A 19,415-nucleotide genomic window follows, 5' to 3' on the forward strand; every position below is an offset into this window, starting at 1 on the left:
CCACCGGGGTTCGTTGGTCGAGTAGCCAGCGAGCGCGGCGAGCGAGCGTATCGAGACCGCCAACCTGAACCTCAATAAGTCGCTCAGCGACCAACCACCGGGGCACGAGTGTCACGGCAGTTCCGCGTGCTCCTCCAGGAACGCGTAGACCTCTGAATCGTCGACGCCCGGAAACGTTCCGGTCGGCAGAGGCGACAGGATGTGCGCGTGCAGGCGCGCGCTGGGCCACGCCTGATCGGCCCAGCGGTCGGCTAGGTCGCTCGAAGGGTTGCGACAGCAGGACGGGTCCGGGCATCGGGACTCGGCGCGCACAGTCGTCTCCCGCCCGCGGAACCACTTCGCCTGCGCGAACGGCACGCCGACCGAGATCGAGAATCCGCCGGCGGAGGTCGTACCCGTCTGTGTCGCACACCAATACGTGCCCGCCGGCGTGTCCGTGTACTGATACAACTCCGTCGTGCGATTCGTCTGCGTCAACGCCGCGCGGGCACTCCACTTCTTACAGACCAGCTGGCCCTCGATCGCGCCGGTGACGTCGGCCGGCAACGGGAGTCCGTCGTTTTCGTAGCCTTTGTACAAGGCGCCGTCGTCGCCGACCCGCAGAAAGTGGAAGGTCATGTCCAGGTGTTCGGTCATCAGATTGGTCATCCGCAATGCTGCAGACTCGTGGGTGGTGCCGAACGCGTCGCGAAAGTCCTCGACCGCGAGATCCTTCTCCTTCTTCGCGTTCTGAAGGAACGTCACTGAGGCGTCCAACGGCATCAGGCACGACGCTGCGAAGTAGTTGATCTCCAGCCGCTGCCGTAGAAACTCCGCGTAGCTGTCCGGCCGCTCATGCCCGAGAATGCGGTGCGCCATCGCCTGCAATGCCATCGAACGCAGCCCGTGCCCGCCGGGAATCGATGCGGGCGGCAGATAGATGCGCCCATTGGCGAGGTCGGTGACCGACCGTGCAGAATGCGGCAGATCGCTCACGTAGATCAGTTGAAACCCGAGCTGTTCGGCCATCACGCTGACCTCACGGTGCGTGAGCGCTCCCGTCGTATGACCGGATGCCTTCACCCGCTCCTGCGCGATCTTCTCGATCTGGGGCAGATAGTTGTTCTTGGCGCGCATCTCTTCGCGCAGTTCGGTGTTCGCCCGCCGAGCCTCTTCCGGCGTCGCGATCGCGAGTTTGGCGTGTCGGGCCAGCTCGCGATGCAGGCCGACGATCGCCTCGAGCGTCTGCGTTGGCGTACCCCGCGTCGGCTTCACCATCGGCAGGCCCAGCGCACCATACAGGGATCCGCGCTGCGCCCGCGCGAGCTCGATTTCCAGCGCCGCCCGGGCATCCGGAGCTTCGTTCACGAGCAGATCGTTCAACGCCACGCCGAGCTCTGTTGCGATCGTCTGCAGCGCAGACAAGCGGGGTTCGCGCCTGCCGTTCTCGATCAGTGACAGCTGGCTGGCTGCGATTCCGGATGTCGCCGCAAGCTGATCCAATGTCAGCCCGCGTTTGCCGCGGAAATGGCGGATGCGATGGCCGATTGTCGCGATATCAGGGCTGCTTTGCTCCATCTCTTCACAATAGCGAAAGAATCGCGATTCTTGAGTGCCAATATCGACCGTGCGACGGCGATTTTGGCCGCATTGTGGGTGTAGGCCACCGAAATTCAACACCTCTGCAACGAAAAACGTCGCACTGTCAACCGTCGAAAGGAACCCCGATGACGATCCTTGACTCCCCTCGCAACCACACAGCCTCGACCCCTGAGCCCTACCCGCGCGGCACGAGCGATGCCAAGCTCAGCGCCTGGGTTGCTGATGTTGCCGCGCTCACGCAGCCGGACGCGATCGTCTGGTGCGACGGCTCACTGCGCGAGGCCGACCAACTGACCCGCCTGTTGATCGCGGAAGGCAAGCTGATCAGGCTGAACCCGGAGTGGCGGCCGAACAGCTTCTTGGCCCGCACGGACCCCGCGGATGTCGCACGCGTCGAAGACCGCACCTTTATCTGCTCGAAAGAGGAGATCGACGCGGGGCCGACGAACAACTGGCGCGAGCCGAGCGAGATGCGTGCAAACCTGCGCGAGGTGTTCGCCGGCAGCATGCGCGGCCGCACGATGTATGTCGTGCCGTTCTCGATGGGGCCGCTCGGCGGGCCGATCTCGCAGCTCGGCGTCGAGATCACCGACTCCGAGTACGTCGTGATCAACATGGGAATCATGACCCGGATGGGCGCCGGCGCCTTGAAGTTGATCGAGGCGGGGCAGAGCTGGGTTCCCGCTGTGCACAGCGTCGGCTACCCGCTGATCGACGCGAACGGGGTTCGTCGCGACGAGGTGCAGTGGCCCTGCAACGACACGAAGTACATCGTTCAGTTCCCCGAGACGCGCGAGATCTTCTCCTACGGCTCCGGCTACGGCGGCAACTCGCTGCTCGGCAAGAAGGCCTTCGCATTGCGGATCGCCTCGGCCATGGGTCGCGATGAGGGCTGGCTGGCCGAGCACATGCTGATCATCAAGGTGACCTCGCCGGCCGGCGACGTGCACCACATGGCAGCGGCATTCCCGTCCGCGTGCGGCAAGACGAACCTGTCGATGTTGCGTCCGACGCTTCCCGGCTGGAAGGTCGAAACACTCGGCGATGACATCGCTTGGCTGCGACCGGGCCCGGACGGGCGCCTGTGGGCGATCAACCCGGAACGCGGCTTCTTCGGCGTCGCGCCGGGCACCGGCGTATCGACGAACGCGACCGCGATCGACACCATGTGGGGCAACACCATCTTCACGAATGTCGCTCTGCGTGACGACGGAGACGTCTGGTGGGAAGGCCTCACAGACACGCCGCCCAACCACCTGATCGACTGGCAAGGCAACGACTGGACGCCGGATTCGGGGCGCCCAGCTGCGCATCCGAACTCGCGCTTCACTGTCGCGGCCGACCAGTGCCCGACGATCTCCGACGATTGGGATGCCGCAGGTGGCGTTCCGATCGACGCCATCATCTTCGGTGGTCGACGGGCAACAAACGTTCCGCTCGTCGTCGAAGCGAAAGACTGGAGGCACGGTGTGTTCATCGGTGCAACAGTTGCGTCAGAGCAGACTGCGGCGGCCGAAGGACCGGTCGGGCAGCTACGTCGCGACCCGTTCGCGATGCTCCCGTTCTGCGGTTACAACATGGCAGACCACTGGGGGCACTGGCTGAAGATGGGCGACAAGCTCGGCATCAAGGCGCCGGCGATCTTCCAGGTGAATTGGTTCCGCAAGGGTGAAGACGGCCGATTCCTGTGGCCGGGTTTCGCTGAAAACTCACGCGTGATCGCGTGGATTGCCGAGCGTCTCGAGGGCGAAGTCGGTGCCACCTCCACTGCGATCGGCCGTCTGCCGCAGCGCGACGAGCTCGAACTCGAGGGGCTCGACGTGTCGGACGCCGACCTCGACGCACTGTTCGCGGTGGACGCAGAGTCCTGGCTGGCAGAGTGCGACATGACCGAGGAGTTCTTCGCTCAGTTCGACGGGCGCGTTCCCGCTGCGCTGAACGCCGAGTTGGCTGCGCTGCGCTACCACCTGAGGCACTGAGCCACGGGTGTGCGCGGATGCACGCCGTGCGCCACTTCGCGCGGCGTGCGCCAGTTCAACTGGCGCACACTGCTCAAACTGGCGCGCTGAGCGCGCCCGGCGGCTTATTACGGCGACTTCACTGCCGCGCGCACGGTTCGACTGCTCGTGGCCGAACGGTTCGCAAAGCGCTGCTGGAGAAGCACGGCGATGACGATGATCGCGCCCTTCGCGATAGCCTGCACAGACGTCGACAGATTGTTCTGCGTGAACACGTTCGTCAGCGTTGAGAAGATCAGAACGCCGAGTACGGTACCCATGATGGTGCCGCGTCCGCCGATCAGCAAGGTTCCTCCGACAACGACGGCGGCAATGGCGTCGAGCTCGTAGAGTTGGCCGTGCGTCGACGTGCCGGCTGTCGTGCGACCGAGCATCATCACCCCGGCGATACCCGCGGCCAGCCCGGCCAGTGCGTAGAGGTACATGGTGTGTCGCTTCACGTTGATGCCGGCTAGGCGGGCCGCTTCGAGGTTGCCGCCGATCGCTACCGTTCGGCGCCCGAACGTTGTGCGGTTCAGGAGAAACCAGCCGGCGAGACTGACCAGGGCGAAGATCCAGATCAGGATCGGTACGCCAAGAAAGTTCGCGGTGAAGACATCTTTGAAACCGCTGACGGTCACGAGCTGCGTGGTTCGGTTGGCCAGGAGCTCGGCCAGCCCGCGTGCACCGACAAGCATGGCAAGAGTTGCGATGAAGGCGACCACCCCGCCGTATGCGACGACCACCCCGTTGACGAATCCGACCGCTACTCCGACCAGCAGGGCGACGAGCACCATCGCGATCCAGCTGGTCTGGTCGGCGAACGCCTGCACCCAGGAGAGCGTTGCGACAACCGTGGTGAGGCCCATGACAGACCCCACCGAAAGATCGATGCCGCCCGCGGTGATGACAAAGGTCATGCCGATGCTGATGACGCCGATGACCGACGCCAGCCGCAGGATCACCAGGATGTTGCCGACGCTGGCGAATCGGTCTCCCGCGGTCAGAACACCGACGATGATGAGCAGCAGGAGTGCGATGATCAAACCGATCGAGCGCCCGCTCGACCCGCTGAAGAGCCGGGTGAGCAGACCGCGAGTGGCGTCCGCCGAGTCTCCCGCGAGTTCTCCGGAGGAATCGCTTGAAGGACGCGTGTCGACAACCGTGTTGGTAGCCGGGTTGTGCTCACTCATACGTGGGCTCCTTTCATGACCAGATCGAGCACGTCGTGCTCGTCGATGGCATCGGCTCGCGACGTGTGGATGACGCGGCCCTCTGCGATTACCAGTACGCGATCGGAAAGGCCGAGTACCTCGTCGATTTCGCTCGAGACGACGACGATGGCGGTGCCGTCGTCGGCGAGTTGGCGGATCAAGGCATAGATCTCAGCGCGCGCACCGACATCGACTCCGCGAGTCGGTTCGTCGAGTAGCAGCACACGCGTGCCGTGCACCAGCCATCGGGCGAGCAATATTTTCTGTTGGTTGCCGCCGGAGAGAGTGCGGGTCACTCGTTCGGGGTCTGCGGGTCGCAGTTCGAGCGCGACCAGCTGCTCGTGGGCGATTTCGCGCTCGGCCTTCTCATTGACGAAGCCCGCTTTGGCCCAACGGGCGAAACTGGCCAGCGTGACATTCCTGTAGATCGGTTCGTCCAGGATCAGGCCCTGACTCTTGCGCTCTTCGGGGGAGAGTCCCATGCCGGCCATCACTCCGGATGGCACAGAACCGGCAGTGACGGGACGCCCCGACACGGCGACGGTTCCGGATGTGGCTTTCCTGGCGCCGTAGATCGTCTCGAGGATTTCGGACCGCCCCGAACCCACGAGCCCCGCGAGCCCAACGATCTCGCCCGCGCGAACGGTCAGGTCGACGTCGGAGAAGACTCCGGCCAGTGCCAGGTTCTGCACGTCGAGCACCACGGGAGCGTCTTGATCGAGATCGGTGGCCGGCGGGAAGACGTTTTCAACCGTACGGCCGGTCATGAGTTTGATCAGGTCGGCAGTCGGGGTGGAAGCGACGGGCAGGCTCGTGGCCACCGAGCGTCCGTCTTTGATGACGGTCATCCGGTCGCCGATCTGCCGGATCTCCTCGAGGCGGTGTGAGATGTAGATCACGGCGATGCCGGATGCGCTGAGCTCGTGCACCACTCGAAAGAGGTTCCGCACCTCCTGGGCGTCGAGCACGGCCGACGGCTCGTCCATGATGATCAGCTTGGTGTCGTGCGAGAGCGCGCGTGCCATGCTGACGATCTGTTTGTTCGCGGCGGAGAGGGTACCGACTTCGCGGTGAGGTGAAATCTTCGCGTGCCCGAGCCTCGCCATGAGTTGGCGGGCCATTCGAGTCGTCGTGCGCCGATCCGTTACGCCTGCCACAGCGTGTTCGTGACCGAGAAAGATGTTCTCCGCAACGCTGAGGCCGTCGACGACGTCGAGCTCCTGATACATCGTGGCGATGCCGAGCTGCAGCGCTTCCACCGGACTGGCGATCGCGATCGGTTCGCCGTGCCAGAGGATTTCACCACTGTCCGGCGGGTACACGCCGGAGAGAATCTTGATGAGAGTGGACTTGCCCGCGCCGTTCTGCCCGAGCAGGCAGTGCACCTCGCCGGGAGCACTTCGAGGTCGACGCCCTTGAGCGCTTGCACCCCGGCAAACCCCTTGGTCAGCGAGCGCACCGTCAGCAGCGGTTCGTCGGGAGCAGTTTTTGCCATGCAGACAACATAACAGGACAAATCATTAACTGCCAGACCGGGTATTGGCAGAATTGCTGAGATTCAGCGACAAATCGTTTGTTCACCGAAACAAACAATTACTTCGATCACTGCTATCACCTGGGTGTAATGAGGTGGCACATTCTCAAAATGCCTGATATGTTGCCTGGAACGTCAAAACGGATAGCTCGACCGGCACCGTGCATCAGGACCGGTTGATAGCTCCGCACCGGCAAGCAACAGCACCTGCACCAACCACAAGCGTCACAACACTTGGAGGAAACACAATGGTTCCATCACGCCCACAACGCCGCCGATTGCTCATGGCAGCCGGCGCAGCACTGTCCGTCGGGGCACTCCTGACTGCGTGCACGCCCGGGTCGGCTGACCCCGAGGCCGGCACGTCGAAAAGCCAATCGTCCGAGTCCGGCAAGTCCGGTGGCACAGTGACGATCGGGTTCTCCGGGCCCGCCGCAGACCACGGCTGGCTCGGCGCCATCAACAGCGCTGCGCTGAAAGCAGCGGAAGGCTTCGACGACGTGAAGCTTGTCGTGGCAGAAGGCACCAACGACGCGAGTCTGCAGATCAGCCAGGTTGAGACCTTCATCAACGACAAGGTCGACGCGATCGTGTTGCTGCCGACGGATGGTGCCGCGCTGACCGATGTGGCTATCAAGGCGATGCAGGCTGGAATCCCCGTCATCAACGTCGATCGTGAATTCAGCAGCACCTTTGCTGCACGCACGACCGTTCTCGGTGACAACTACGGCATGGGCGTCAGCGCCGGCACTTACATCTGTCACGAGCTCGACGGTAAGAAGAACGCCGTGGTCGCGGAGATTGCCGGTATCGACAGCCTGCCGCTCACCCAGGACCGCAGCAAGGGCTTCGCCGACGCATTGAAGGACTGTGGCCTCAAGGTCACTAACCGCGTAGCTGCAGACTTCACCGTGCAGGGCGGCGAGGCGGCGACTTCCCAGTTGCTCGCATCCGCTCCGAAGATCGACGCCGTCTGGAACCACGATGACGATCAAGGAATCGGCGTGCTTGCGGCCATCGACGCCGCAAACCGCGGTGAGTTCTTCATGGTCGGCGGTGCCGGCTCCAAGAATGCGATGGAAGCAATCAAGGCCGGTGACTCCGTGCTGAAGGCGACGGTCATCTACCCGTCGACGCAGGCTGCCGACGGGATTGCGCTGGCACGTCTCATCGCTCAGGGCCAGCACTTCGGTGACCTCGTTACGAAGGGTGTGCCGAACCGCGTTGTGCTCGACGCACCGGTCGTTACCAAGGAGAACGTGGACACATATATCGGGGCCGCATTCGCGTCCTAAACCCGTCGATGAAGGGGTGCTCATGTTTGCGCAGGAGCACCCCTTCTTCGTACCCACCCGCCGTCTGACCGGCCACCTACCCGACCGGCCGCCTACCCGACCGGCCGCTGCCCAACCGACACTGCCCAACCCGCCCTTCCCAACCCGCCCTTCCCAACCGACACTGCCCAACCCGCCCTTCCCAACCGGCCCTTGCCAACCCGCCCTTCCCAACCGAGGAGCTCAACATGACCAGACCAATCACCTTGTTCACCGGCCAGTGGGCTGACTTGCCCTTCGAAGAGGTAGCACGCCTGGCATCCGGGTGGGGCTACGACGGCCTGGAGATCGCCTGCTGGGGTGACCATCTCGACTCGACTCGGTGGAACGACGACGCGTACGTCGCCGGAAAACTCGCCGTGCTCGAGAAGCACAACCTCAAGGTCTTCACGATCTCCAATCACCTAACCGGGCAGGCGGTCTGCGACGACCCGATCGATGAGAGGCATCGCGGCATGCTTTCCAACGCGGTGTGGGGCCATGGCGAGCCGGAGGGCGTGCGTCGGCGTGCGGCCGAAGAGATGAAGAACACAGCCCGACTCGCCGCAAAGCTGGGTGTCAAGACCGTCGTGGGCTTCACCGGTTCGAGCATTTGGAAGTATGTTGCGATGTTTCCGCCGGTGTCCCAAGAACTCGTCGACGCCGGCTACGAGGATTTTGCTGCTCGGTGGAATCCGATCCTCGACGTCTTCGACGAGGTTGGTGTGCGTTTCGCCCATGAGGTGCATCCAAGCGAGATCGCCTATGACTACTGGACCACCGTGCGGGCGCTCGAGGCGATCGGACACCGCGAAACCTTCGGACTCAACTGGGATCCGAGCCATTTCATCTGGCAGCAGCTGGATCCCGTGGATTTCATTCTCGAATTCGCCGACCGCATTTACCACGTCGATTGCAAGGATGTGAAGCTCCGGCTGGGTAACGGCCGCAACGGTCGCCTGGGCTCTCATCTGCCCTGGGCTGATTTGCGACGCGGGTGGGACTTCGTCTCCACCGGCCGTGGGGACGTTCCGTGGGAGGCGAGCTTCCGAGCGCTCAACAGCATCGGCTACGACGGCCCGATCTCGGTCGAATGGGAAGATGCCGGCATGGACAGGTTGCTGGGGGCACCTGAGGCGCTCGAGTTCGTCAAGCAGAACGCGTTTGCCGCGCCCGAGGCCGCTTTCGACGCAGCTTTCAGTTCGCGGTGAACGGATAGTTGCGGGTGGCCGCGTCGAACCGCCGCGTCGAACCGTGGTAACCCCTGTGGAGCGCGGCCACACCGTGGAGGACTAACATTTATCCGGCTCATGTGCATTGCACGTCTCAGGGCCGTCTGAAGAGGTGAAATGATTGGCAACCAGGGCTGACTCGGGGTCACGGCAGCTGCGCCAGCGCAACACTGTCGACGATGTTCGCAAGAACAATCTCGCCATCGTTCTGGGCATCGCACACCTGTCGGGGCGGGTCTCCCGAGCCGAACTCACCCGGGCAACCGGCTTGAACCGTTCGACCATTGGTGCGCTCGCCGCGGAACTTGTCGAACTCGGCCTTGTCGAGGAGCACGATCCGGGGGCGCGTAGCCATGCCGGGCGCCCCAGCCCGATCATCGCCCCGCGCGATGATGTCGTGGCGATCGCCGTGAACCCGGAAATCGATGCGGTGACCATCGGGCTCGTGTCGCTTTCGGGCCGCGTCCTGAAGAGAATCCGGTACAACACGGCGCGGGTGCCCTCGGTGGAGGAGGTTGTCAACATCGTCGCAGCGGTCGTCGCGGGGATGCGCGGAGAACTCGACAGTTCGTTCCATACGGTCGGAGTCGGGGTAGCTGTGCCCGGAATCGTTCGCGAACGCACCGGGGAAGTCATCCTTGCGCCGCATCTCGGCTGGCACGACGTGCCGTTCGCGGAAATGCTCAGCGCGGCCCTCGAGCTGCCGGTGACCGCCGAGAATGACGCGTCGGCCGGCGTCATCGCGGAGAGCAGTTTCGGCGCCGGTCGCGCCGTGCGCAATCTCATCTATCTCAACGGCGGCGCGAGCGGGATCGGCGGCGGAATCGCCATCAACGGTGCGTTGCTGACCGGGGCGAGCGGGTATGCCGGCGAATTCGGCCATACCCTGGTGAATTCAGTTGGTTCGCTCTGCCATTGCGGTGCGACCGGATGCCTCGAAACCGAGGTCAGCAGAGCCCCTCTGCTGTCTGTTCTCGGTCTTGGCGACGCGGAGAGCGACAACCTTGAGGCACTTCTGCTCGAACAGTTCGCCCGCGCAGGCGGACCGAACGCCGAGGTGCGCGAACTGGTGCATCGACAAGTTGATTTTCTTGCCGTAGCGCTCAAAGACATCGTCAACGGGCTGAACCCGGAACTCGTGTTGTTCGGCGGGTTCCTCGGCACCCTCTATGCGGCGGCACCGCAGCGGCTGGAGGCTGCCGTGCGGGGCGCCTCGATCGTCGGCCCGCGCGACGATGTGCGATTTGCTCGAGCGGAACTCGGATTGGATCTGCTCATGGTCGGTGCCGCCGAGCTGGCTTTTGCGCCGTTGCTGGCGGATCCCGCCGGCGTGATGGGACCTGCCGTCGACACGGTCGCGGAGGCCTGACGCGGATGGCGCGGGTATTGGTGGTCGAACACGAGACCGATGCGGGCATCGGCCTGGTCGGCGAGCGGATGCGTGCGGCGGGCGTCGAACTGCACACCGTCGGCCCCGAGACGGCCGGCCCAAGCACCAGCCGCGAGATCCCGGAAACCGCAGACGGCTTCGACGGCGTCGTGGTGCTCGGCGGCCGACCCGGCCCGACCGATGACGAAACGGCCCCGTGGCTGCCGACCGTGCGCGCGTTGATGGCTCAGTGCTTGCGCGACGAGGTTCCGCTCCTCGGCATCTGCCTGGGCGCGCAGTTGCTGGCCGTCGCTGCGGGCGGCTCCGTCGATCGCATTCCGGCTGGCCCGGAGATCGGCCTCGGCGAACTCACCGTGACGGATGCCGGCGCCGACGACCCCCTGCTGCACGACCTTCCCGCACCCTTGCGTTCGCTTCAGTGGCACTCGCTCGAAGTTCAGGAGCTCCCCGCCGGCTCGGTGTCCCTCTGCACGAGCGACCACTGCGTGAATCAGGCGTTCCGGGTCGGCCCGGTCGCGTGGGGGCTGCAGTTCCACCTCGAAGCGCTCGCGGAGACTGCCGGGGCGTGGGGGAGCGACGACGGTGACACGCTGGCCTCGGTGGGCACGACATCCGCAGCCGTGGTCGCGACGATGCGACAGGCGGAGCCGACGCTGCGCACGATCTGGTCGACGGTGGCCGATCGATGGTCGCAGCTCGTGCTGTCAGTCGCCGAGCGCTGAACCGGCCGCCAGTCGGCCGCCAGACGGCCGCAGCCGTCTGTCGCGCGTTCCCTCAGCGCGCGCGCTCCTTCGCGACCGCTTCGCGCACCCCGGGTGCGACCTCGCGTGCGAAGTACTCGATGGTCTGCGCGTCGTCGGCTGCCAGGATGAAGCCGGAGATGCCGTAGTCCACACTCATGCCGGTCAGCTCCTCCACCCACTGTGCGGGAGGGCCCTGCAAGAGTCCGCCGTTGGTCGCTTCGAAGGCGCCGCCGATGTTGAGCAAGCGCCGGATGGCGCGTGGGGAGCGACCCGCAGCATCCGCCCCCTCGTCGATGTGCGCGTTCAACGCCGCCAAGTCGGCGGGTCCGCCTTTCAGATAGCCGAGCGAGGGCAGCCAGCCGTCTGCCGCGCGACCGGTCATCCGCAGAATGCGCGGCTTGTATGCGCCCACCCAGATGCCGATGTCGTGGGCGGGGGTCGGCCCGCGCTTGGCTCCGTCCACCGTGTAGTACTCGCCCCTGATGTGAACACCACCCGGCTGGTCGGCTCGCCAGATGTCACGGATGATGCTGATGCCCTCTTCGAGGGCCTCAACCGATTGCCCTGGGGTCAGCCGGCGACCGCCCATGGCCACGATGGCATCCCAGAAGCCGCCGGCACCGAGGCCGAGTTCGAGCCTGCCGCCGCTGAGCAGGTCGAGACTGGCAGCGCTCCGGGCAAGCAGGGCCGGCTGCCGCAGCGGAAGGTTGGCCACGTTCGGGCCGAGATGGATGCGCCCGGTGAGCGCCGCCACAAACGACAGCAGAGTCCACGTGTCGTGGAAGCGCGGCTGATACGGGTGGTCCTGGAAGGTCACCAGGTCGAGGCCTGCGCGGTCCGCGACCGTTGCCAGCTCGACGGCGTGCAGCACGGGCTTGTTCATCGGGGTGATGAAGACCCCGAATTGCAAATCGTGTCCGTAGTCGGTCATGATGTCGTCCTCATCTCATCTCGCGCCGTGACGGCGGGCTCAGACCAGCAACTGATGCTTTGCGAGGTCGCGGTACAGGGGTGTCGAGACCACAAGTTCCGAGTGCGTCCCGACCCCGATGACCTCGCCGTGGTCTAAGACGACGATCTGGTCGGAGTCGACGACGGTCGACAGTCTGTGTGCTATCACGATCAGCGTTCGATCGACAGCCACAGCATCGATCGCCTCACGCATCAACTGCTCATTTCTGCCGTCCAGGCTCGAGGTCGACTCGTCCAGAAGCAGGATCGGAGGGGCTGCCAGCAGCGCTCGGGCGATCGCCAGGCGCTGACGTTCACCGCCGGAAAGCATGATGCCACCCTCGCCGACCGGTGCGGCCAGGCCCGCCGGGTTGCGTTCGAGCACCTCGGTCAGATTCACGGCATGCAGCACATCGATGCACTGCGCATCGGTCGCGTCTTCTGCGGCGAGCGTGAGATTGTCGCGCAGGCTGCCGGCGAGCACGGGCGCGTCTTGCTCCACGTAGCCGATCTGTGCCCGCAGCGCCGTGCGTTCGAGCGTGCGGATGTCCAACCCGCCCAAACGCACCACCCCTGACGCCGGATCGTAGAACCGTTCGATCAACGCCAAGATCGTGCTTTTCCCGGCACCGGATGGCCCGACCAGCGCCGTGCGCTTGCCTCGCGGTGCCTCGAACGTGACCCCGCGCAGCACCGCAGTGTGCTGGCGTTCGCGGCTCCGGCGCGGTGCGCCCGTGACCGCGTCGCGATTCGACCGGGTTGACCCGATGCCGGCAGCCTCCTCGGCCTCCGCGACGATGTCGTGTCCTTCGAACGCGGCGACGGAAGACGCGGCGACGGAGTCGGCGGCGACGGAATGGGCGGCGACGGAAGCTACGGCGCTGGAAGCTACGGCGCTGGAATCTACGGCGCTGGGGCTGGCATCGGCGAGCCGGGCGGGCGCATCCGCGGCGGCATCCGCAAGCGGCTTCGCGGGCGCCGCGTATGCGAAGTGGACGTTCTCGAGTGCGATCGCCGCTGTATGAGGATTCACGGAGCCGTTCGCCGGTCCGACGATGATCGCCACATCGGGTGCGATGGCGCGATCGAACTGGCTTTCGCTCGGCAAGTCGACGATCTCCTGGATGCGGCCGAGCGCCCCCAGTGCGGCGTTCACACTCGTGACCGCGCCGAACGCTTGGCCCAAGGGCAGGATCATCATGAACAGGAACAGAATGAACGCCACCAGGTTCGCGACCGTGATCGCGCCGCTGGCGACCCGGTAGCCGCCGACGCCGAGCACGACCAGGAACGACACCTGCATCGCGATCCCGGCCACAGGCACGACGAGAGCCGAGATTTTCGCGACCTGGATTCCCATCTTCCACGCGCCGAGCGCGTCGGCGTCGACGCCAGCGATCTCGCGCTCGGTTGCGCCGGCCGCGCGGATGGTGCGCACCGCGGTGATCGCACGCTCGACGGATGCCGCCAGGTCGCCGACCTTTGTCTGCGCCTTCAGGCTGGCCACCCGGATGCGACGGGACAACGTCACCACGACGACGATTGAGACCGCGATCACGAGGACCGTCAGGCCGAGTAGCACGGGGTCGATGATGAGCATCGCGACCAGGGCGCCGATGAACGTCAGTGAGCCGCCGATCGCCTCGACCAGACCCTGGGTCAGTACCGCGCGCAGCAGTGTGGTGTCACTGCCGACGCGGGAGACGAGATCGCCGGTGCGGCGAGTGTCGAACTCGCTGATCGGCAGGTTCAGCATCCTGCCGACCAGCCGGCGGCGTGAAGAGAGCACCACGCCTTCGCCCGTGCGTTGCAGCAGGTAGTGCTGGTAACCGGAGATCAGCCCAGAGATGATCACCAGGGCGATAAGCGCCCAGACGAGCCCGCCGAGCGGGTTTCCGGCCTGCACGATCGAGATCACCTGACTGACCAGGAGCGGCTGGGCAAGGCTCGCGGCGGCGCCGAGCACGCTCAGCACGACGACGACGGCCAGCACGCCCTTGTGTTCGAACAGGTACGGCAGCAGCTGGCTGAACTTCGCGCGCGGCCCGGCCGGGCTTTCGGCGCGGCGGCGATGCGACGCGCGAGGAGCGGTCGATTGGCTCATAGGTCTTCTTCGTGTTCTCTCGGGGCGGAACAATCTCTCGGGAGCGCAGCAGTGTGTCGGGGGAGTGGAAGTTGCCGCTGCGCCGCGTCGCGTTGGAGTGCGACGGCAGTACCATTATCGTCACGGGACCTCCGGGAAACCCGACGGATGCCGATCGCAGCCGTTGCGGGGGTTGCAGATCCGACGACGAGGAGAACACCGGCGTGAATGAGGTCATCGGTGCTGTCTTGCCCAGTGCGTTGGCGATAGCGCTCAGCCCGGTTCCGATCATCGCTGTGATTGTGATGCTGCGTTCTCCCGACGGCAAGGGAAAGAGCGTCGCGTTTCTGATCGGATGGCTGTTAGGCATCCTTATCGGCGTCGTCGCGTTCACCGCGTTGGAGTCCATCATCCCGGCCACCTCTCCTGCAGCAGCGCCCGTCATCTTCGGTGTCATCGCGGTCGTGATCGGCGTCGCGCTGGTGCTGCTTGCAGCCGGTCAGCTTCGCACCCGGCCGGGTGAAGGTGAAGAAGCCGGACTTCCGGGTTGGCTGAACGCGATCGACTCCCTGACGGTCGCGCATGCCGGAATATTCGGTCTGGTGTTCGCGGTCGCCAAGCCGAAGAATCTTCTGCTTCTCATCTCAGGCGGGCTGATCATGGGCGCCGCGGGCCTTGAGTTCTGGCAGTTGGCGATCAGCACGAGTGTTTTCGTGATCGTTGCGGCGTCATCTGTGCTGATTCCGGTGATCGCCTATCTGATCGCGGCGTCGAAGCTCGACGGGCCGCTGGAGAATTTGCACGAGTGGCTGGTCGCGCATAACTCCGCACTCATCGCTTCCGTCATGTTCATCGTGGGCATCGTGCTGATCGGCGCGGGTATCAGCGCGTTCTGAACGGACGCACGCGGTGCCGAGTGCGCGGTGCCGGCCACCGGCATCCGCTGCGATTGTCGGGGGCGACGACTACAGTTTTGAACTGTGTCAGCGCCCGTCATCACCGCCACAAACCTCGTCAAGAAGTTCAAAGACTTCGCCGCCGTCGACGGAATCTCCTTCGAGGTCGCACCGGGGGAGTCGTTCGGCTTGCTCGGCCCCAACGGCGCCGGAAAGTCCACGACGATGCGCATGGTCGGCGCCGTTTCCACGCGAACAAGCGGTGAGCTGCGCATCCTCGACCTGGACCCGAATGCCTACGGTCCGGAGATCCGCTCTCAGCTCGGGGTCGTGCCGCAGGCCGACAACCTCGACACTGAATTGCGGGTGCGCGACAACCTGATCGTCTACGGTCGCTACTTCGGCCTGCCGATCCGCCGGGTGCGGCATCGTGCTGATGAGTTGCTCGCGTTCGCTCAGCTGGAAGACAAGGCGAAGTCGAAAGTCGACGATCTCTCCGGCGGAATGAAGCGACGCTTGACGATCGCGCGTGCGTTGATCAACGACCCCAAGATCCTGCTGCTCGACGAGCCGACGACCGGTTTGGATCCGCAGGCGCGACACATTCTCTGGGATCGCCTGTTCCGGCTCAAGGAGCAGGGCACCACGCTCGTGTTGACCACTCACTACATGGACGAAGCAGAGCAGCTGTGTGATCGGCTGGTCGTTGTCGACCACGGCACGATCATGGCCGAGGGCGCACCGGCCGCGCTGATCCGTCAGTACTCCTCGCGCGAAGTGCTCGAACTGCGATTCGGATCCCAGAAGAATGCCGAGGTTGCGACCCGGTTGACCGACATCGGTGACCGGATCGAGGTGCTGCCCGACCGCATCCTCGTCTATGACGCAGACGGCGAGGCCGCGTTGAAGCGGGTGACGGAACGTGGGCTTCAGCCGATCACAAGCTTGGTGCGGCGATCGAGCCTGGAGGATGTGTTCCTGCGCCTGACCGGGCGGAGCCTGATCGAATGACGAATCCGTCCCGGTGGTCGAGTAGCGAGCGTCCAAGATGGTGGTCGAGTAGCGAGCGCCAAAGATGGTGGTCGAGTAGCGAGCGCCAGCGAGCGTATCGAGACCCGTATCGAGACCCGTATCGAGACCCGTATCGAGACCCGTATCGAGACCCGCATCTGCAGGCAGCGCCGCCCGCGAGCAACGCGCAGCGCGCCGTCGCGGCCGGCATGAAACCGCGCCGGTTCGGTGCCTGGTATGTCGCCGAGCACCGCTTCCGCGTGATGCGTTCGTACCTGCAGACGGTGCTGGTCACGGGCATCGGCAACCCGTTCCTGTATCTGTTCGCGATGGGGGTCGGGCTCGGCAGCCTGGTCAGTAACAACATGGGCGCGCAGTCGATGAACGGGGTGAGCTATCTCGTCTTCATCGCCCCGGCGCTGCTCGCGACGGCGTCGATGACGGCGGCATCCGAAGAGTTCACCTACCCGGTGTTGCTCGGTTTCAAATGGAATCCAACCTTCTTCGGCATGAACGCCGCGCCGATCAGTCCGGGGCAGATCATCGACGGCATCGTCTACTCGGTGATCGCGCGGCTGCTGGGCACCTGCGTGATCTACTACGTTTTCATGCTGCTGTTCGGTGCCGTTCCCTCGCCCTGGGGGTTCATCGCGATCTTCGTTGCAGTGTTGACCGGGCTCGCGTTCGGCACGCCGGAGATGGCCTACATTGCGACCATCGAGCAGGATAGCGGTCAGGTTGCCATGCTGATGCGTTTCGTGCTGCTGCCGCTGACATTGTTCTCCGGCACGTTCTTTCCGCTGTCGGTGATGCCCGTCTATTTGCAGTGGATTGGCTGGATCTCCCCGCTCTGGCACGGCACAGAACTATCGCGCGTCTTCGCATACGGGCTGCAGGAACCGCTCTGGCTCACCCTGGTGCACGCCGGCTATCTGCTCGCGCTCGTCGCGGGCGGATGGCTGTGGTCGCGCCGGATCGCGGCGAAGCGGCTGAACAAATGACGGGATGGACAAATGACGGGGTTGAGCCGATGGCGGGGTTGAGCTAATGACGGGGTTGAGCCGGTGACAGGCAAGACGCAGGTCGATGCGTCCGCGCCGCTGACGGCATCCGTTCGTGCGGGGCGTCCGCTGAAATCGCTCTATGCCGGCAACGCGACGTCGGTGCTGCAGCGAGGTTGGCTGGCAACGCGCAGCACCAACTGGCTGGTGATGCTCTCCGGCTTCTTCGAGCCGATCTTCTACCTGCTTTCACTCGGTATCGGGCTTGGGTCCCTGGTCGGCACGGTGGCCGTTGCGGATGGCCGACCAATTCCGTATGCGGCTTTCATCGCGCCTGCACTGCTGGCGACGGCCGCGATGAACGGTGCTGTCTACGACTCGACCTGGAACGTGTTCTTCAAGATGCGGTTCGCGAAGCTGTACGAGGGCATGCTGTCCACCTCGCTCGGACCGCTGGATGTCGCGCTCGGCGAGATTCTGCTCGCCCTGGCGCGTGGCGGAATCTACGCGATCGGATTCATGATCGTCATGCAGGCGATCGGGTTGAATCTGTCGTGGTGGGCGCTGCTGGCGTTGCCCGCTGTGCTGTTGATTGCGTTCGGGTTCGCGAGTTTCGGCATGGGGATCACCAGCTACATGAAGACATTTCAGCAAATGGACTGGATCAACTTCATCATGCTGCCGATGTTCCTGCTGTCGGCCACGTTCTTTCCGCTCAGCGTGTATCCGCCCGCGATCCAATGGATTATTCAGGCGATGCCACTGTGGCACGGCGTCGAGTTGATCCGCGGCCTGACCACGGGCGTCGTGAATGTGGCGCTGCTCTGGCACGTGCTCTACTTCGTGGTGATGATTGTGCTGGGTCTGATCCTGACCACCCGTCGCCTGCGCACCCTCTTCCTGGATTAACCCACCCTCGCGCACCTCGCCCCGACCAACCCATTTCCGCACCTCAGCGGCAGAGGCGACGGGGAGGGAGGGGGAGGGCAGTCAGGTGTCGATGTCGACGTCTTTGGTCTCGCGGCTGATCAGGAGCGCCACGAGGGTCAGCACGGCCATTGCCGAGAGGTAGAGGCCGACCCAGAACGGGCTGCCGCCGCCCGCAGACCATAGAGCGACGGCGATGAACGGTGCGACCGCTGCGCCGAGGATCGAGCTGACGTTGTATGAGATGCCCGAGCCGGTGTAACGCACGTTGGTCGGGAACAGTTCGGGCAGCAGGGCGCCCATGGGCCCAAACGTCGCGCCCATCAGGGTGAAGCCGAGGATCAGGAACAGCATCACGCCGACGAAACCGGCGCCGAGCATCGGCACGAACAGGAACCCGAACACGATGATGCAGATCGTCACCCAGATCAGGGTTTTGCGTCGCCCGAACCGATCGGCCCAGGGGCCGGAGAGCATGGTGAACGCTCCGAAGAACACAACGCCGACGATCGACATGATGACGAATGTCGTGTAGTTGTAGCCGAGGCCCGGAAGCGCGGCATCCGTAGCCGAGGTTCCATAGCTCAAGACGAACGTGGTCATCAGGTAGAACAGCACATAGGTGGCCAGCATGAAGAAGGTGCCGAGGATCAGCTGACGCCAGTTGTCTTTTAGCACCGCGGCAAGCGGCAACTTCTTGACCTTGCCCCTCTTCACGGTGTCGGTGAACGCAGCGCTTTCGACCAGGTGCAGCCGCACCCACACGCCGATGATGACCATGACTACCGAGAACCAGAACGGAACCCGCCAGCCCCAGGCGAGGAACGCATCCGACGGAGCGCCGCCGGTGCCGGGAAGCACGGCGGCGATCACGAGGAACAGGCCGTTCGCGACGATGTAGCCGAGCGGGGCGCCGAGTTGCGGGAATGTGCCATACCAAGCGCGTTTGCCGGCCGGGGCGTTCTCTGTCGCGACGAGGGCTGCACCGCTCCACTCTCCGCCGAGCGCGAAGCCCTGCGCCAGCCGCAGGATGACCAGCAACAGCGGGGCGAACCAGCCCGCGAGCGCATAGGTGGGCAGGAAACCGATCAGAAACGTCGCGATGCCCATCGTCATCAGTGAGGCGACCAGCGTGACCTTGCGTCCGTGTGTGTCACCGATGTGGCCGAAGAAGATCGCGCCGATCGGGCGGGCCACCATGGCCGCTCCGAACACCGCGAACGACGCCAGAAGCGCCGTCGTCGGGTTGCCGGTAGGAAAGAACAAATGCGGAAACACGAGCACGGCTGCCGTCGCATAGACGTAGAAGTCGTAGAACTCGATGGTCGTGCCGATCATGCTCGCGAGGATCACGCGACCGCGCGGGTTGGCCGGTTGGGACGGAACGACTGTCGCGGACAAGGGGGTCGTCATGAGAGAAACTCCTGCGGACTTCATCGAATGGATGCGGTAGACACACTATTCCTGTTCGACCGTTCGCGGAGAATGATCACCCGCCGGCACCAGGGTGAAGCACGAGAGGGCGGGTTCGTTAGGCTGGTG

General features: G+C 64.5%; 15 protein-coding genes. 9 read left to right on the plus strand and 6 right to left on the minus strand.

All coding sequences use genetic code 11. The features are described from left to right. Positions 1 to 111 precede the first annotated feature (111 nt). Positions 112 to 1,557 (minus strand): helix-turn-helix domain-containing protein, encoded by a 1,446-nt coding sequence (locus QU604_RS06770; protein ID WP_308468043.1) that lies wholly within the window; start codon positions 1,555 to 1,557, stop codon positions 112 to 114. A 149-nt stretch (positions 1,558 to 1,706) separates the two neighbouring features. On the opposite strand from QU604_RS06770, the gene QU604_RS06775 reads away from it, so the two are divergent. After that, positions 1,707 to 3,560: a phosphoenolpyruvate carboxykinase (GTP) gene (locus QU604_RS06775; RefSeq protein ID WP_308468044.1), complete on the plus strand. Its 1,854-nt coding sequence runs from the start codon at positions 1,707 to 1,709 to the stop codon at positions 3,558 to 3,560. Positions 3,561 to 3,667: 107 nt separating this feature from the next. Here the strand turns inward: QU604_RS06775 and QU604_RS06780 are convergent, their stop codons facing one another. Then, the gene (locus QU604_RS06780; protein WP_308468045.1) at positions 3,668 to 4,771 is read right to left on the minus strand and encodes an ABC transporter permease; all 1,104 of its coding nucleotides are present in this window, start codon (positions 4,769 to 4,771) and stop codon (positions 3,668 to 3,670) included. After that, positions 4,768 to 6,177, minus strand: a complete 1,410-nt coding sequence (locus QU604_RS06785; RefSeq protein WP_308468046.1) for a sugar ABC transporter ATP-binding protein — start codon at positions 6,175 to 6,177, stop codon at positions 4,768 to 4,770. Before QU604_RS06785 ends, QU604_RS06780 begins: the two co-directional genes overlap by 4 nt. A 397-nt stretch (positions 6,178 to 6,574) precedes the next feature. Between QU604_RS06785 and QU604_RS06790 the strand changes: the two genes are divergently transcribed. The 4 genes from QU604_RS06790 (at position 6,575) to QU604_RS06805 (ending at position 10,983) form a co-directional block, all read left to right on the plus strand. Continuing rightward, positions 6,575 to 7,621: a substrate-binding domain-containing protein gene (locus QU604_RS06790; protein WP_308468047.1), complete on the plus strand. Its 1,047-nt coding sequence runs from the start codon at positions 6,575 to 6,577 to the stop codon at positions 7,619 to 7,621. 227 nt (positions 7,622 to 7,848) lie between these two features. Continuing rightward, positions 7,849 to 8,850 carry a sugar phosphate isomerase/epimerase family protein gene (locus tag QU604_RS06795; RefSeq protein ID WP_308468048.1) on the plus strand — a complete coding sequence of 334 codons (1,002 nt, stop codon included), beginning with the start codon at positions 7,849 to 7,851 and terminating at the stop codon, positions 8,848 to 8,850. A gap of 142 nt (positions 8,851 to 8,992) precedes the next feature. Continuing rightward, positions 8,993 to 10,240, plus strand: coding sequence for an ROK family protein (locus QU604_RS06800; RefSeq protein WP_308468049.1), 1,248 nt, complete (start codon positions 8,993 to 8,995; stop codon positions 10,238 to 10,240). Between the two features lie 5 nt (positions 10,241 to 10,245). Further along, positions 10,246 to 10,983 carry a type 1 glutamine amidotransferase gene (locus tag QU604_RS06805; RefSeq protein WP_308468050.1) on the plus strand — a complete coding sequence of 246 codons (738 nt, stop codon included), beginning with the start codon at positions 10,246 to 10,248 and terminating at the stop codon, positions 10,981 to 10,983. A gap of 52 nt (positions 10,984 to 11,035) precedes the next feature. Here the strand turns inward: QU604_RS06805 and QU604_RS06810 are convergent, their stop codons facing one another. Together QU604_RS06810 and QU604_RS06815 are read right to left on the minus strand one after the other, a co-directional pair. Continuing rightward, positions 11,036 to 11,935 carry an LLM class flavin-dependent oxidoreductase gene (locus tag QU604_RS06810; RefSeq protein WP_308468051.1) on the minus strand — a complete coding sequence of 300 codons (900 nt, stop codon included), beginning with the start codon at positions 11,933 to 11,935 and terminating at the stop codon, positions 11,036 to 11,038. Positions 11,936 to 11,974: 39 nt separating this feature from the next. Then, positions 11,975 to 14,059: an ABC transporter ATP-binding protein gene (locus QU604_RS06815; RefSeq protein WP_308468052.1), complete on the minus strand. Its 2,085-nt coding sequence runs from the start codon at positions 14,057 to 14,059 to the stop codon at positions 11,975 to 11,977. Between the two features lie 203 nt (positions 14,060 to 14,262). On the opposite strand from QU604_RS06815, the gene QU604_RS06820 reads away from it, so the two are divergent. From QU604_RS06820 to QU604_RS06835, 4 genes are all read left to right on the plus strand, one after another. Further along, positions 14,263 to 14,934 (plus strand): GAP family protein, encoded by a 672-nt coding sequence (locus QU604_RS06820; RefSeq protein WP_308468053.1) that lies wholly within the window; start codon positions 14,263 to 14,265, stop codon positions 14,932 to 14,934. A gap of 84 nt (positions 14,935 to 15,018) precedes the next feature. Then, positions 15,019 to 15,945, plus strand: a complete 927-nt coding sequence (locus tag QU604_RS06825) for an ABC transporter ATP-binding protein (RefSeq protein ID WP_308468054.1) — start codon at positions 15,019 to 15,021, stop codon at positions 15,943 to 15,945. Between the two features lie 209 nt (positions 15,946 to 16,154). After that, positions 16,155 to 16,946: an ABC transporter permease gene (locus QU604_RS06830; protein ID WP_409350024.1), complete on the plus strand. Its 792-nt coding sequence runs from the start codon at positions 16,155 to 16,157 to the stop codon at positions 16,944 to 16,946. 99 nt (positions 16,947 to 17,045) lie between these two features. Continuing rightward, positions 17,046 to 17,855, plus strand: coding sequence for an ABC transporter permease (locus tag QU604_RS06835; protein WP_409350025.1), 810 nt, complete (start codon positions 17,046 to 17,048; stop codon positions 17,853 to 17,855). Positions 17,856 to 17,936: 81 nt separating this feature from the next. On the opposite strand, the gene QU604_RS06840 is transcribed toward QU604_RS06835, so the two are convergent. Continuing rightward, a complete protein-coding gene (locus QU604_RS06840) occupies positions 17,937 to 19,286 on the minus strand; it encodes an MFS transporter (RefSeq protein ID WP_308468057.1) in 1,350 nt (449 codons plus the stop codon). Positions 19,287 to 19,415 lie beyond the last annotated feature (129 nt).

The organism is Rathayibacter sp. SW19 (assembly GCF_030866825.1).
GTDB lineage: Bacteria > Actinomycetota > Actinomycetes > Actinomycetales > Microbacteriaceae > Rathayibacter_A > Rathayibacter_A soli.

What these genes read in the sequence shown, in the direction of transcription:
- QU604_RS06790 (WP_308468047.1), top strand. Translation starts at nt 6,575, where the DNA reads ATGGTTCCATCACGCCCACAACGCCGCCGATTGCTCATGGCAGCCGGC.
- QU604_RS06805 (WP_308468050.1), top strand. Translation starts at nt 10,246, where the DNA reads ATGGCGCGGGTATTGGTGGTCGAACACGAGACCGATGCGGGCATCGGC.
- QU604_RS06770 (WP_308468043.1), bottom strand. Translation starts at nt 1,557, where the DNA reads ATGGAGCAAAGCAGCCCTGATATCGCGACAATCGGCCATCGCATCCGC.
- QU604_RS06780 (WP_308468045.1), bottom strand. Translation starts at nt 4,771, where the DNA reads ATGAGTGAGCACAACCCGGCTACCAACACGGTTGTCGACACGCGTCCT.
- QU604_RS06815 (WP_308468052.1), bottom strand. Translation starts at nt 14,059, where the DNA reads ATGAGCCAATCGACCGCTCCTCGCGCGTCGCATCGCCGCCGCGCCGAA.
- QU604_RS06810 (WP_308468051.1), bottom strand. Translation starts at nt 11,935, where the DNA reads ATGACCGACTACGGACACGATTTGCAATTCGGGGTCTTCATCACCCCG.
- QU604_RS06830 (WP_409350024.1), top strand. Translation starts at nt 16,155, where the DNA reads ATGAAACCGCGCCGGTTCGGTGCCTGGTATGTCGCCGAGCACCGCTTC.
- QU604_RS06775 (WP_308468044.1), top strand. Translation starts at nt 1,707, where the DNA reads ATGACGATCCTTGACTCCCCTCGCAACCACACAGCCTCGACCCCTGAG.
- QU604_RS06795 (WP_308468048.1), top strand. Translation starts at nt 7,849, where the DNA reads ATGACCAGACCAATCACCTTGTTCACCGGCCAGTGGGCTGACTTGCCC.
- QU604_RS06840 (WP_308468057.1), bottom strand. Translation starts at nt 19,286, where the DNA reads ATGACGACCCCCTTGTCCGCGACAGTCGTTCCGTCCCAACCGGCCAAC.